Origin of the sequence: Hymenobacter plasmatis (genome assembly GCF_020711255.1) — a bacterium.
Taxonomy (GTDB): Bacteria; Bacteroidota; Bacteroidia; order Cytophagales; family Hymenobacteraceae; genus Hymenobacter.
In genome coordinates, this window is the sequence record NZ_JAJFAW010000009.1 from 1 (window position 1) to 13,777 (window position 13,777).

The 13,777-nt window shown below is 60.8% G+C and carries 9 protein-coding genes; 2 read left to right on the forward strand and 7 right to left on the reverse strand.

Annotated features, from left to right (window positions below):
* Nucleotides 1-267: 267 nt before the first annotated feature.
* Nucleotides 268-1,158, forward strand: coding sequence for a DUF2911 domain-containing protein (locus LJ738_RS08310; protein ID WP_227785870.1), 891 nt, complete (start codon nucleotides 268-270; stop codon nucleotides 1,156-1,158).
* A 133-nt stretch (nucleotides 1,159-1,291) separates the two neighbouring features.
* Here the strand turns inward: LJ738_RS08310 and LJ738_RS08315 are convergent, their stop codons facing one another.
* The 6 genes from LJ738_RS08315 to LJ738_RS08340 form a co-directional block, all read right to left on the reverse strand.
* Nucleotides 1,292-2,083: an SDR family NAD(P)-dependent oxidoreductase gene (locus LJ738_RS08315; RefSeq protein WP_227785871.1), complete on the reverse strand. Its 792-nt coding sequence runs from the start codon at nucleotides 2,081-2,083 to the stop codon at nucleotides 1,292-1,294.
* 358 nt (nucleotides 2,084-2,441) lie between these two features.
* Nucleotides 2,442-4,367, reverse strand: a complete 1,926-nt coding sequence (locus LJ738_RS08320) for a CocE/NonD family hydrolase (protein ID WP_227785872.1) — start codon at nucleotides 4,365-4,367, stop codon at nucleotides 2,442-2,444.
* Nucleotides 4,368-4,477: 110 nt separating this feature from the next.
* Nucleotides 4,478-5,371, reverse strand: coding sequence for a glycerophosphodiester phosphodiesterase (locus LJ738_RS08325; RefSeq protein WP_227785873.1), 894 nt, complete (start codon nucleotides 5,369-5,371; stop codon nucleotides 4,478-4,480).
* An 84-nt stretch (nucleotides 5,372-5,455) separates the two neighbouring features.
* Nucleotides 5,456-6,103: a phosphatase PAP2 family protein gene (locus tag LJ738_RS08330; protein WP_227785874.1), complete on the reverse strand. Its 648-nt coding sequence runs from the start codon at nucleotides 6,101-6,103 to the stop codon at nucleotides 5,456-5,458.
* An 86-nt stretch (nucleotides 6,104-6,189) separates the two neighbouring features.
* Complete coding sequence (locus LJ738_RS08335) at nucleotides 6,190-7,566, reverse strand: aspartate kinase (RefSeq protein WP_227785875.1); 1,377 nt, start codon at nucleotides 7,564-7,566, stop codon at nucleotides 6,190-6,192.
* Nucleotides 7,567-7,745: 179 nt separating this feature from the next.
* Nucleotides 7,746-10,298: a PIG-L family deacetylase gene (locus LJ738_RS08340; RefSeq protein WP_227785876.1), complete on the reverse strand. Its 2,553-nt coding sequence runs from the start codon at nucleotides 10,296-10,298 to the stop codon at nucleotides 7,746-7,748.
* A 457-nt stretch (nucleotides 10,299-10,755) separates the two neighbouring features.
* Between LJ738_RS08340 and LJ738_RS08345 the strand changes: the two genes are divergently transcribed.
* A complete protein-coding gene (locus LJ738_RS08345; RefSeq protein ID WP_227785877.1) occupies nucleotides 10,756-12,486 on the forward strand; it encodes a S8 family peptidase in 1,731 nt (576 codons plus the stop codon).
* A gap of 199 nt (nucleotides 12,487-12,685) precedes the next feature.
* On the opposite strand, the gene LJ738_RS08350 is transcribed toward LJ738_RS08345, so the two are convergent.
* Complete coding sequence (locus LJ738_RS08350) at nucleotides 12,686-13,495, reverse strand: SDR family oxidoreductase (protein WP_227785878.1); 810 nt, start codon at nucleotides 13,493-13,495, stop codon at nucleotides 12,686-12,688.
* Between the last annotated feature and the right edge of the window lie 282 nt (nucleotides 13,496-13,777).

The following is a 13,777-nucleotide window of genomic DNA, read 5'->3' on the forward strand; positions in this document are numbered from 1 at the left end:
TACCAATCGCCCAACCACTTCGAAACCCACCTTCAAACAACGTCCCATTTCTGTCCGGCTTAGCTAGACCACCTCAGGATGACCGCCTGTATTAAATAAAACAAGGGGCAAGTCAATGGTCGCGAACTATTAACCCCAAGCAGCAGTCCGACAGTTTCAGGCTTTGCCTTGTTTCGCCGTAACATAAATACCTGATACAACCCGCGCCCCCAGCGCGGGTTTCGTATTTTTAGCCCCACAATCACCTCACCAACTTCTCCCCTTCTGATGAGCAAGCATTTGCTGAATCTTCCCATTGCCTTGGCCACCGCAGTTACGCTGCTGGCGGCTTCTTCTGCCCAAGCTCAAATCACGACGCCGCAGGCCAGCCCCAAAAGCACCGTTACGCAGCGCGTGGGCCTCACCGACATTACCATTGTGTACTCACGCCCCAGCCTGAAAGGTCGGGCCGTGTTTGGCGACAAAACCCCGTTGGCTCCCCTGGGCCAGCGCTGGCGCACGGGCGCCAATGCCACCACTAGCATCAAGTTCTCGGACGATGTGACCATTGACGGCAAAAAAGTACCCGCCGGCGAGTACGGCATCTACACCATTCCTCGCGCCAATGAGTGGACGGTGGTGCTGAACAAAAGCCTAAAGCAGGGCGCCGACGTGGAAGGCTTTAAAGAAGACCAGGACGTGGCCCGCCTCACCGTGAAGCCCTACAAAGTGGCCAGCAAAGTGGAGACCTTCACTATCAACTTCACGGACATCACGCCCGGTACCGCCAACGTGGCCATGGAATGGGCCAACACCGGCGTCAAATTCAAAATCATGGCTGACGTAGACAGCAAGGTGATGGCGCAGATTGACGAGAAAATCACCAAAAACGCCAACCCCTCGGCCAACGACCTCGCGGCGGCCGCCGTGTATTACCTCGACAACAACAAGGACCTGAAGCAAGCCCTGGCCTGGATGGAGAAAGCCAACGCCACCGATGCCAAGTACTGGAACCTGAACACCGAAGCTAAAATCCGGCTCAAGATGAAGGATTACGCTGGTGCTACGAAGGCTGCGGAAGCCTCGAAGAAAGCTGCGTTGGCTGCCACGCCGCCAAACGGCGAGTACGTGAAATTGAACGAAGAGCTGATGGCAGAAGCCAAGAAGGCTGGTAAGTAAAATCGGGAAGTTATTCCCAGCCAAGTTTCCACTTCAAGGAAACCCACGTTTAAATACCTAAAAAGGCCGCAGCACAAGTGCTGCGGCCTTTTTTGTGGCGGGTTGGGCTAAGGTTGGGCCAACCCCGATGAACTTACCGCTGCGCGGGGTGCAGTTGGTTGTTCATGATGGTCGCCAGCATGGAGTCGGGAAGCACCAGGCTGGAGAAGAAGTTGACCTTGGCGGCCATGGTGGGCAGGCTGCGAGCGCCGCCTTCCATGAGTACATCGTACCCTTCTTCGGCTACTGCCCGGGCCGATACGGTGTGCCTGGCGGCGCGGGTGTTATCGGCGTGGGCCACGTGGAAGAAGTTGGTATCGGTGTTGGGCGGGCACAGCAGCGTCATGGTAACGGCCGTTTTTTGCTGCTTGAGCTCGTGCTGCACGGCTTCGGTAAAGCTGAGTACGAAGGCTTTGGTAGCGGCGTACACGGCCTGGCAGGGGCTGGGCGTGAAAGAAGATATGGCCCCGAGCTGGAGGATTCGGCCGGCGTTGCGGGCCAGCATGTCGCGCAGGTAGAGCTTGGTGAGGTGCACCAGCGCAGCCACGTTCACTTGAATCATGGAGAGTTCGGTGGCCATGTCGGTATCGGAGAAGTAGCCGGTTTCGCCAAAGCCGGCATCGTTGACCAGGGCGTCTATCTGCAGGCCGCGCGCCGTGGTTTCGGCGTACAGCTTGGTTGGTGAATCGGGTAGGCTCAGGTCGAAAGGCAGGAGCACAATATCAACGCCCTCGAACTCCTGGTGCAGCAGGCGGGCCGCTTCCTTGAGCTCGTCGAGATGGCGGGCCACTAGCACTACCCGAAAATCGTCGCGGGCGAAGCACCGGGCTAGTTCGAAGCCGATGCCACTTGATGCGCCGGTAATTAATGCGGTTTGGTCGTTCATGGCTTTAAGGGGTTAGGTGTAACATTTCATACCGAGAAGCAAGCAGTTAATCGTTTTGCTAGCCAAGGGAGTGGGTTCCCTTGGCTGCCCGAAGCGAAAAGTGCGGTCTTTTAAACAGCAGTTGCGCTTGTATAATTTACATAATTTTTGTTCATTATTCGCGCTAAACATTTCCAAGTAACAGCGTCATACTGCATTGCTCCTCATCCTCGCAAACCTATTCTAAAGACCCACACCCCCAGAATTGGCTGCAACGCACTTTTCCAACCCAGTACAATGCCCAGGAAAGCAAAGAGGCGGCCTTTCGGTCGCCTCTTTGCTTTTTCATACTGTTGACTTAAGCCTTTGCTGGTTGGCGTTACAGCACTTTTACTGTGAGCTTGGAAGCGTGCACGGGAGAATGGTATAGCCGGTGCGTGGCGGGCTGGAAGTCGCTTTCCTCAGCTTGGTAGATGTTGTCGACGTACTTCTGCGGGTTGCGGTCGACGAGCGGAAACCAGGTGCTTTGCACCTGCACCATGAGGCGGTGGCCTTTGCGGAAGGTGTGCATGAGGTCCTGCACGGTGAAGGGCACGGCCGTCACCTGGCCGGGCACAAAGGGCTCGGGCTTGGCGAAGCTGTTGCGGAAACGGCCGCGCATCACCTCGGAACGCACCATTTGCTGGTAGCCACCGAGGTGCACGTTGGGCAGGGTACGCGGGTCGTCGGGCGTGTTGCCGGGGTACACGTCGATGATTTTCACTACCCAGTCGGCGTCGGAGCCGGTGGTGGCCACTTGCAGCAGCGCCTGAATGGGGCCGGCCAGGGTCAGGTCCTCGGTGAGCACGTCGGTCTGGTAGGTGAGCACATCGGGGCGGCGGCTGGCAAAGCGCTGGTCGTCGGTCATGTACTCCTTGGTCATGCCGGTGGCGGTGGCTTCGGTGAAGGGCACGGGGTGGGCCGGGTCGCTGAGGAACTGGTCAAACTCGGTACCGGTGGTGGGCTGTTCGAAGCTGATTTTGCCGTTGGGCTGGAAATAGATGGTGCGGTCCTGAGCAGCTTTGGGTGGCCATGCATCGAAGGTGCGCCACTGGTTGGTGCCGCTTTCAAATACGTAGGCCTCGGCGAGTTTAGCGGGCTTGCCGTCTTTCAGATAAGATTTGAAGAACGGAGCCTCTACGTTTTGCTGGTACCAATAAGAGGGCGACGGGCCGTAGTTCACGTTGCCTAGCATCTCGCCGGTGCCGCGGGCCCAGCCGCCGTGTATCCAGGGGCCCATCACGAGGCGGTTGGCGGTGCCGGGGTTTTGTTTTTCGATGCTTTGGTAGGTGTTCAGGGCGCCAAACAAATCCTCGGCATCGTTGAGGCCGCCCACGGTGAGCACGGCGGTTTTGATGTTGTGCAGGTGGGGCCGCAGGTTGCGGGCCTCCCAGAAGGCGTCGTAGTTGGGGTGCTGCATCAGGTCGTTCCAGAAGCCCACCTGGCCCTTGTAATAGCGGGCATCGGCGTTTTTGAGCGGGCCCATGCGCAGAAAGAAGTCGTAGCCATCGGGGGTGCCGTGCTGGAAGGCCGGGTTCTTAACGGCCGTGGGCGCGGGCCGGGGCAGGCCGAAGCTGGCCAGAAAGTTGAAGGCGTGGGGCAGGAAAAACGCGCCATTGTGGTGGAAGTCATCCCAAAACCAGTCGGCGATGGGGGCCTGCGGCGAGGCGGCCTTTAGGGCCTTGTGGCGGCTGAGCAGGCCGGTGGAGGTGTAGAAGCCCGGGTACGAAATGCCCCACTGGCCCACGCGGCCGTTGTTCTTCGGGCCCTTCTTGAGCAGGTATTCGATGGTGTCGAAGGTATCGGTGCTCTCGTCGGTGTCGGTTTTGCCGGTGTGCTTCTCCTTCTGCGGGCGCATATCCAGAAACTGGCCCTCCGACATGTAGCGCCCGCGCACGTCCTGAAACGCGAAAATATAGCCCTCGTGCAGCATGGTGCTGCTGGGACTGATGTTGGTTTTGTAGCGCCCCGGCCCGTACGGCCCCACCGAGTAGGGCGTGCGGTTGAGCATGATGGGGTAGCGCACCTGGTCGGCGTCTTTGGGCGCGTACACCACGGTATAGAGCTTCACCCCATCGCGCACCGGAATCTGGTATTCCGTCTTGGTGTAATGCTCGTGGATGTACAGCGTATCGGCGGCGGCCCGGGCGGCGGCCTCGGCATCGGTGACGGCCACGGGCTGGGGCAAGGCTTGAGCTGCGGCTCGGGTAGCCAGCAACAAGCCCAGCAAGGCATATGCAGCAGAGCGGTAAATGGTTTTTTTCATAGAAAAGCAGCTGGCTGGCCCCCACGCGGCGGCCGGAGCGAAGGTAGTAGCCGCGCTGCTAATCTGTTAGGCCAATGGGCCGTCTTACAGTGGGCCAACCCCGGCGGCCGCTAGTGCTTCTTGCCCCTCCCCTGCAGTATCAGCAGGCGCTTCACGTTGTCGACCTCTATCTCATTGGGCTGGGTGGCCAGCACCCGCCGGATATCCTTGGCTGAGCGCCCGCCAAAAACCACCACCGACAAGCCCGCCGCGCGGGCCTGGGCTGTTTGGTCGGGCGTTACCCGGTCGGCATCCAGCACAATGGTGTGCACTTTTTCCGCCTTGGCCAGGCGAAGCCCGGTGCCGAAGTCGTCGGACGCTATTTCCAGGCCGATGCGCACCTTGGGCATGGCGGCGCGCACCAGCGGGATGGTACCGGCCTCCTGGGTTACCAGCAGCACCTGCTGCGGCGGCACATGGTAGCGGCTCAGGCTCCGGGCAATCTGGCGGATAAAGGCCGGCGTGCGGTCGTGCTGGTGGCCGGCGGGGAGGCAGAGGTCGTCTTCGTGCAGGTCGAGGTGCAGGCGCGGAAAGCTGGGGCGCCGGCTCAGGCGGGCCAGCAGCGTATCGAAGGTGACGGGCCGCTCGTGCTGGAACCAGTCGTAGGGCCAGCCGCCGCGGTAGCGCAGTTGCACCAGTTCGGCGGCCGGGTGCTGGCTCACGCAGCCCTGGCCGGTGCTGCTGTTTTCGAGTTTCTGGTCGTGGTAGAGCATCACCACGCTATCCTGGCTCAGCTGCAGGTCGATTTCGGAGCCGTCGGCCCCCAGCTGCAGGGCGTGGCGCACGCCGCGCCAGCTGCTCGGGGGTCGGAAGTTGAAGGGGCTGATGGGGGTAAAAAAGCCTGAGCCCGCGTGGCCCAGCACCACCAGCTTGGGGTTGGCAACTGGCTTAGTGGCCGTGCAGGCGGCCAGTAGCACGACAAAAAGCGCCCGGACGGCCCCGAAAAGAGCGGAATAGTTTCTCATCAAAAGGGAATGCTGGCACGCGCCAGTGGCCCTCTGAACGGCAAATAGCAGTCGAAGTTGGCAGGGCCAACTAATATGGGGCAGCTACACCGCCAGCTCGGCGGGGCGGGTGGCCTGGTCCAGGCGGCCAAACAGGAACGTGAGTGCCACCACCAGCCACAGGCTGGCCCACACGTCGCTGAGGTAGTGCGCGCCCAGCACCAGCCGCCCCAGCCCAATGAGCCCGGGCAGCACCAGCAGCGGCACCCGCCAGCGCGGAAAAGCCACGGCCAACGGCAGAAACAAGCTGAAATAAACGGCCGTGTGGTACGACGGAAACGAGTCGTTGTGCGGCCCAACTGCCCACAGGCCCGTGCCTGGGTAGCCGCCCGCAAACTGTACTTCGGGCCGCAGGCGGTGCACGGCCCCTTTCAGCACATTGGCCAGCACCATGCTGAACTCGTGGGTGAGCAGCAGGATGAGAAACAGCGTCGCGCCGCGCCGCTTCAGCGCATACCGCCCGATGGCGAAGGCCAGCCCCAGCGCCAGAAAAATAATGGGAATGCCCACCACGTGCACCATCAGCGCATTGTGCACGGCATCGGCCGCAGCCGTAATTGAGCTAAAAAACGGCGCGGCCCAGCTCAACTGCTGCTGCACAAACAGCGCCAGCGGCTGGTCGAGAAACAGGATAAGCAACGCACAAAACGGCAGCGTAAGGGTCGAGAAAGCAAGGAATTGGCGCAGCGTCATGCTAAATAAGTAGCGTGGACTCGGCGAGTCCGCGCGTGGCGGAACGTTCTTCTACCCGCACGGACTCGCCGAGTCCAGGCTACGGCTTATCCAATGGCCTGGTTCAGGGCGACAATAGCTGCCTTGTATTCGTCCCGGCCCACTATGAATTGAATATTTACTTTGCGCAGGGCAAAGCCCGCGCTGCGGATATTGATTCCCGCGTCGGCTAGGGCGCCGGCGGCGCGGGCCAGCAGGCCGGGCTCGTCGATGTTGGAGCCAATGAGGCAAACCAGGGCCGCGTCTTCGATGGTTACCTTCTCGTACTTGGCGTTTAGCTCGTCGAGCAGCGCCGCCTGCAGGTCTTTCTGCCAGATAAGCAGCGTGATACTGTTGGCGCTGGTCGCCTTGAAAATGTAGCTGACGTTGAGGTCGAAGAACACCTGCATGAGGTGCAGGTCGAAGCCGGCCGTGCCCACCATCAGCGGGTCGTGAATGTCGATTATCACCACCTTATCGGTGCCGGTGATGACTTCGATGTGCTTGCGCGGGCTCACGTAGTCGCGCGTGATGAGCGTGCCGGGATGCTCGGGCTCGAAGGTGTTTTTGATGCGCAAATCGATGGCATTGATTTCGAGCGGCTTCGATGCTTTCGGGTGAATAGCTTCCATGCCCACGTCGGCGAGCTGGTCGGCCACGTCGTAGTTGGTGAAGCCCACCGGGTGGCAGCGCTCAATGCCGACCAGGTTGGGGTCGGCGGAGCAGAGGTGGTATTCTTTGTGAATGATGGCCTCCTGCGGCCGCACGGCCACGGCTATCTTGCTGAACGTCACCTCAGAATAACCGCGGTCGAACTCGCGCATGATGCCCTCGGTGCCCTTGGTGTAGCCGGTGGCAATGCATATGGTATTGGCGAAATCGATGCCCGCGAAGGTCTGTTTGATGCGCTCGTCGATGGTGAGCGGGTGCGCGTCGTCGAAGCCGCTGAGGTCGACGAGGGTGGCGTTGACGCCCCGGCTTTGCAGGATATTCACGGAGTTGAACGCCGAATGCGACTCGCCGATGGATGCCAGGATTTCGCGGGCGGCCTGCAGGATGTTGGTGCTGTTCACGTAGCCCGACGCCAGCACGTTGGTGAGGCTTTCGAGGTAGGTCTGGGCCTGGTCGATGCGCTGCTGAATGAAGGCGTCGGCCGCGGCCAGGTCGAGGCCCAGGGGCTCGTAGTGCGTGTTCAGGTCCTTGAGCTTGGTGGCCACGTCCTGCAGCGACTGCCGAAACTCCTGGTTCTGGGTGATGTGGTGGTACACGCCGGGAGCGCCGGTTTTCTTGTTCTCCAGCAGCCAGTTGGTGACGTTGGCATAGGCCGACACCACAAAAATGCGGTTGTACAACTCCGCCCCCTGGCGGCCGTGGAAGATGATGTTTTCTAAGACATCGGAGAAGGCGGTCATCGAGGTGCCGCCGATTTTTTCTACTGTGAGCACGGGATATTTCGCGAAAGGCGCAGGAGCCTGAGGATGATTATTAAGACACAAAAGAACGTCATGCTGAGCTTGCCGAAGCATCTCTACCGCAATACTAAATTGAATTAGTTGCGCGGTAGAGATGCTTCGGCAAGCTCAGCATGACGTTTTAAAGTAAGTCAGCCGTGACGGTAGCGCTACTACTGTGCCGGCTCCTTGCCGTAGGAAATCATGTTGGTGATAATGCGGTACGCACCGGGCACACCGGCGGGCAGTTCCCGAAACAGCGACAGGCCCGTGTAGATGTAGTGCCCCTTGCCGTAGTCCGTCACCAGGATGGCGCTTTCCTTGGGCGTTTCGCCGGGGTCGTGGCTGCTGATGACGGTCTGGTACTTGGGGTCCCACTGCGAGGGGTAGTACAGGCCCTGCTCCTGCACCCAGCCGTTGAAATCCTGGGTGGTGATTTTGTTGGGCGCGTTCAGCAACGGGTGCTTCGTCAGGGTCACGGGGGCGTCTTCTACCGTTACCCGGTCGCTGCTCATGGTCATGGGGTACGGGCCAATTTGGGGCAGCACGGTGCCGCGGTTCACGGTGTACTGCACCACTACGTTGCCGCCCTGCTCCATGTATTTAAGGATTTCGGGCTGCTGCGTTTTGAGGCGGTCCACGGTGTTATAGGCCCGGATGCCCACTACCAGGGCATCATATTTCTTCAGGTTGGCGGCGGTGAGTTCCTCGGGCTTGAGCAGGGTCACGTTGTAGCCGATTTGGCGCAGGGCGTCGGGCACTTCGTCGCCGGCGCCCATGAGGTAGGCCACGTTCTGGCCGCGGCGGCGCAGCTCCAGCTTCACCAGCGGGGCCACGGCTTCGGGGAAGAGGAACTGCGTGGGGATGTGCGGGTACTCAATCTTCTGCAAGCCGCGGGAGTAAGCTTGGCCAGCCACGGTGGCGGTGGCACGCAACTCGGCGCGGCCGGGCGCGGCACTGGCGCTGGGCTGCACCTGGAAATCAACGGTCAGCTCCTGGTCTTTGGCGGCCAGGGTGAAGGGGACGGTGGCGGGCTCGCACTTCCAGCCGGCGGGCAGGGCCAGGGCCAGAGTGCCGCTTACCCCAGCGCGCCCGGCCCGCAGCGTGACGGGCACGGTCTTGGGCTGGTTGTCGGCGAAGACGTAGGAATGCGCGGGCGGCAGGTTCACCAGCACGGGCGGCACCACGGCCAGCGGCTGGTACAGTTCGCCGAGCACGGGGTCGGTGTGCTTGTACTGGACGGGGACGACAATAAAAGTCCTCACTCCATTGATAGTGTAAAAGAAAGTAGCCGAAGCAACAGGAGTGTTTTCAGGAGTACCTACCACCTGTATGGCTGGCAGCGATTTTGGAATCGAATACATTCCAATTGAGCCCGGCTCACGAAGCCAATAAGGTTGCGAAATCAAGCTGTTATTACGCCCCCCAACTACCAGTTTTCCGGTTACCCGCTTGTTTAATTTCAGTTCAGAAGCCTGTTGGGAGTCTTCTTCCGGCCCATCCCCTGACATCACCATTGGGTCACCCGGGAAGAAGATTTTGCCAATCGTAACCTTCTGCAGCTTTATGGGCAACCCCGAACGGTTTACGGCCTCGTAATCTACCGAAACCTCTCCTCCGCTTACTACAGTTGGTTCGCTGGCAATAGCTTCTACGTACAGCCCGGAGCAGGCTTGTATTAATGCAGAAATAGCCGTTATCTTTTCACTTTGCCAGAATTGGTCTTTGGAATTCACGGTTATGTGCCGAAGGTTATCACGCACCTTCTCTAACCCCGCCACGCTCGCGCTCGGGTTGCTCGCATCATACTTCCGAATTACCTCCTGAATCAGCTTGCCCACGGCCGCGCCGCCGGGCACCCGGCTCCAGGTCTGGTCCACGCCTTCGAACAGGTCTTTGGTGGCCTTGTCGCCTTTCACGGGCTGGAAATACTCCAGGGCCTCGCCCCGCTGCGCGGCCGAGCCGAAGCCCTGGCTGCGGTGGTTGGAGCGCGAACGGGCCGCGATTTCGCCGTAGCTCTGGCCCAGCAGCGGGTTGTAGCCGCCGGCATCGAGCTTGAGGTAGCCGCTCATGTCTTCGCCGGGCTTCACGAAGAAGCTGCCGGTGTTCCAGAGCAGGCGCTTGGGCTGCCAGGCTTGCACGTACTTAAGCTGTTCGGGGAAGCGCTTGGGGTCGCCGGCGGCGTCGAAGGCTTCGGCGGCGAGGATGGCGCTGGCGGCGTGGTGGCCGTGGCCGGCGCGGGCATCGGGCGGGAAGCGGGTGATGAGCACATCGGGCCGGCGCTGGCGGATAACCCACACCATGTCGGAGAGTACCTGCTCCTTGTCCCAGATGCGGAAGGTTTCGTCCGAGGTTTTGGAGAAGCCGAAGTCGTTGGCGCGGGTGAAGAACTGCCGGCCGCCGTCGAGGCGCCGGGCCGCGAGCAGCTCCTGCGTGCGAATCACGCCGAGGCCTTCGCGCAGCTCGGGGCCGATGAGGTTCTGGCCGCCGTCGCCGCGGGTGCAGCTCAGGTAGCTGGTTTCGAGCAGGCGCTCGTTGGCCATGTAGGCGATGAGGCGCGTGTTTTCATCGTCGGGATGGGCGGCGATGTACATCACCGAGCCCAGCACGTTGAGCTTTTTCAGGCCCAGCAGGATATCCGAGGAGGAGTAGGTTTTGGGCGTTTGGGCCAGGGCCGCCAGGGGCAGCAACAGCGCCGCAAGCAGCGGGCGAAGGTGACGGAACATGTGCAGAGAAACCAGAATGAGGCCGTGAAGTTAAGGGCAAGCCCTCCCCTACGGCTAATTGGCTGGCCCGGCTGTAGCTGAGTCAGCTCAACTTGCTGAGACTAGCGGTACGTAGCCAAGTATCTTACCAATCGGCTGTCATGCAGAGCGCAGCGAAGCATCTTATCAAGTCAGAACCAATCGTTGAGGCGTGAGAAGATGCTTCGCTGCGCTCTGCATGACAGCCGATTTAGTAGTTAGCTCAACTTTCATAAGCCTGGCAATAATGGCAACTCGACGGTATCGTTGCGCTAGGCAATCCAGCCACAATAGCAAAGACCCAAGTAAATAAACGCGCGGTGGCCGTGCAGGCGCAACAATGCCCGTACCGGGCACGTCTTTAGGGCCGCTAGTGTTTCTCAGCCCTGAAACCGGTTCCTTTGCTACTCTGTCGTCTCACGCGGCTTTTTCTTACTCTATGACACTATCCCTTTCCCGCGTATCAATGCCAGTGCTGCTGGCGGTTACGCTGCTATCGTCTTGTGCCCGCCGGCCCCAGGCCAGCTCTCCCGTGGCGTCTACTGCCGTTAGTGCACCCGCCGCGGCACCGGAGGTGCTCACCGCCCCCGAAACCAAGCCCGCCCCCGCGCCTACCCCAGCTCCCATTGGCGACCTGAGCAGTGCGCAGTGGTATTTGAAAGACCCCACGCTGGATAAAGTACCCGGTGTAGGCGCCACCCGGGTGTATAATGAGATACTGAAAACGCTGACGCCCCAGCCCGTGGTAGTGGCCGTGATTGACTCGGGCATCGACACGGCCCACGTCGACCTGAAGACCGTGCTGTGGACCAACCCCAAGGAAATTCCCAACAACGGCATCGACGATGACAAGAACGGCTACGTCGACGACGTGCACGGCTGGAACTTCCTGGGCGGCCCCGACGGCCGCAACGTCAACGCCGAAACCCTGGAGATGACCCGCATAGTGGCCGCCGGCCGGAAGCGCTTCAAGGGCAAGACGGCCGCCACCGTGAAGCCCACCGAGCGGACCGACTTTGCCTTGTATACCAAAGCTGAGAAAGCCTACTCCGCCCGCCTCAAAGAAGAAACTGAGCGCAGCGAGCAGGTAGAAAGCATGACCGGCCCGCTCACCATGATGGTCGACAACCTGAAGCAGGCCCTGGGCGTGACCACCCTCGACACCACGGCGCTACGCACCATCAAGACCGACGACCCCAACCTCCGCCGCGCCACGGCCGGCATGCTCGAGATGATGCGCCAGACCGGTGCCGCCGATACCGATGCCTTGCTCAAGGAACTGAGCGAAGGCGCCAAGCAGGAGCGCAGTATGCTGGATAACTCGCTCAACCTGAAGTTCAACCCCCGCGCCGACATCGTGAAGGACAACCCCAACGATGTGACCGAGCGCTACTACGGCAACAACGACCTCCACGGCCCCGACCCCATGCACGGGACCCACGTGTCGGGCATCATCGCGGCCGTTCGCGACAACCAGTTGGGCGTACAGGGCATTGCGCCCAACCCCGTGCGCATCATGGTGGTGCGGGCCGTGCCCGACGGCGACGAGCGCGACAAGGACGTGGCCAATGCCATCCGCTACGCCGTGGACAACGGCGCCCAGATTATCAACATGAGCTTCGGCAAGGAATTCTCGCCCCAGCGCCAGGCCGTGGAAGCCGCCTTTAAGTACGCCGCCAGCAAAAACGTGCTGCTGGTGCACGCCGCCGGCAACGAGAACGCCAACCTCGACGTGACGAGCAACTACCCGGCCTCGTTCTACATCAACAAAACCACGGTGCCCAACCTGCTCACCGTGGGCGCCTCCGGCCCGCGTGACAACGCCCAGTTGCCGGCCAATTTCTCGAACTACAGCAAGCGCGCCGTCGATGTGTTTGCCCCCGGCATGAGCATCTTCAGCACCTTGCCCGGCAGCAAGTTTGGCAACGAAAGCGGCACCAGCATGGCCTCGCCCGTCACGGCCGGCGTGGCCGCGGTACTCAAATCGTATTTCCCCAAGCTCACCGCTGCCGATTTGAAGCGCATCATCATGCAATCGGCCCGCGTGCACCACACCAAAGTGCAGGTGCCCGGCACCGATAAAATGGTCGACTTCTCCACGCTTTCCGTCACGGGCGGGGTGGTGGATTTGTACGAGGCCGTCCGGTTGGCGCAGAAGGCGTCGCTGTAGCCTCGCCTACGGAACCTCACCCCCGGCCCCTCTCCAAAAGAGAGGGGTGCCAGACGCAAACCAATCAACAGAAAGCCCCAGCTCAATATTGAGCTGGGGCTTTTGTTTTAAACTTGAGCTAATACTTGCGCCGTGGCTCCTCTCTCTTTTGGAGAGGGGCCGGGGGTGAGGTTCTCGCCATGAGGCTATAACACAACTCCTACCCCACCACAACCCCTTTTTCTTCCTTCCGGAAGTGGTTGAGCACAAGCTTATCCGTTAAGCCCGGCAGCCACTTGTTGAGGAAGACAGTGAGCTTACCTTGGCTGGTGAGCACGAGGGAGCGGCGGCGTTGCTGCACGGCTTTTAGGATTTCATCGGCCACGGCTTCGCTGCTCATCATGGCGCCTTCGTCGCGCGGCGATTCGCCCTGGGCAGAGCCGTCGGCCGCTAGTGCCACCTGCCGGATGTTGGACGCCGTGAAGCCCGGCGCGGCCGTGAGCACGTTCACGCCCTGGTCGAGCAGTTCGGTGCGCAAGGCTTCGAGGAAGCCGTTCATAGCAAACTTGGAAGCCGAGTAGCCCGTGCGGCCCGGCAGGCCCCGGTAGCCCGCTATGCTACTGATGCCCACAATGGTACCTTTGCTGGCCAGCAGGCTGGGCAGGGCAAACTTGGTGGTGAAGACGGTGCCGAAGAAGTTGGTTTGCATCAGCCGCTTGATGACCTCCAGGTCGGCGTCCTGGAAGCGGGCGCGCATGGAAATGCCCGCGTTATTAATCAGCACGTCGAGGCCGCCGAATTGAGCTACGGTTTCACGCACGGCTCGTTCGGCGGCGGCTTCGTCGCCCACGTCGGCGCGCACGGCCAGGTGGGCAATGCCGGCCGCGGTCAGGACCTGGGCGGTATCGGCGAGCTTGGCTTCGTCGCGGCCCGTAAACGCCACCTGGTAGCCGGCGCGACCAAAGGCCAGGGCACAAGCCCGGCCGATGCCCGAAGTACCACCCGTGATAAGAACTGTAGGAGAAGGCATAGCAGTGGAAATAATGGCACCGCAGCGCCACTGAAAAGCTTGAGACCAGTTATTGAGGGCACAAACTTACGGCCGGGCTCATCGACTTCTGCGCGCCCTTTCTCGCCGGGCCGGCAGGCACAAGGCGGGCTCTCGTGGGCTCAACCGTGCGGGCCGGAACCACGGGTTGAGCTGAACGCTCTGGTAACTGGCCGATTGCTACGCGAAAGTGGGCTATTTTGGCGGTGTCGTGCCTTTTCCTGCTTACATTTATCCACTGAATTCTATGGTTTTCACTTAGCA

Bases quoted from the DNA above. Each gene is read 5' to 3' on its own strand.
- LJ738_RS08330 (WP_227785874.1), bottom strand. From the start codon at position 6,103: ATGACGCTGCGCCAATTCCTTGCTTTCTCGACCCTTACGCTGCCGTTT.
- LJ738_RS08315 (WP_227785871.1), bottom strand. From the start codon at position 2,083: ATGAACGACCAAACCGCATTAATTACCGGCGCATCAAGTGGCATCGGC.
- LJ738_RS08350 (WP_227785878.1), bottom strand. From the start codon at position 13,495: ATGCCTTCTCCTACAGTTCTTATCACGGGTGGTACTTCGGGCATCGGC.
- LJ738_RS08320 (WP_227785872.1), bottom strand. From the start codon at position 4,367: ATGAAAAAAACCATTTACCGCTCTGCTGCATATGCCTTGCTGGGCTTG.
- LJ738_RS08340 (WP_227785876.1), bottom strand. From the start codon at position 10,298: ATGTTCCGTCACCTTCGCCCGCTGCTTGCGGCGCTGTTGCTGCCCCTG.
- LJ738_RS08345 (WP_227785877.1), top strand. From the start codon at position 10,756: ATGACACTATCCCTTTCCCGCGTATCAATGCCAGTGCTGCTGGCGGTT.
- LJ738_RS08325 (WP_227785873.1), bottom strand. From the start codon at position 5,371: ATGAGAAACTATTCCGCTCTTTTCGGGGCCGTCCGGGCGCTTTTTGTC.
- LJ738_RS08310 (WP_227785870.1), top strand. From the start codon at position 268: ATGAGCAAGCATTTGCTGAATCTTCCCATTGCCTTGGCCACCGCAGTT.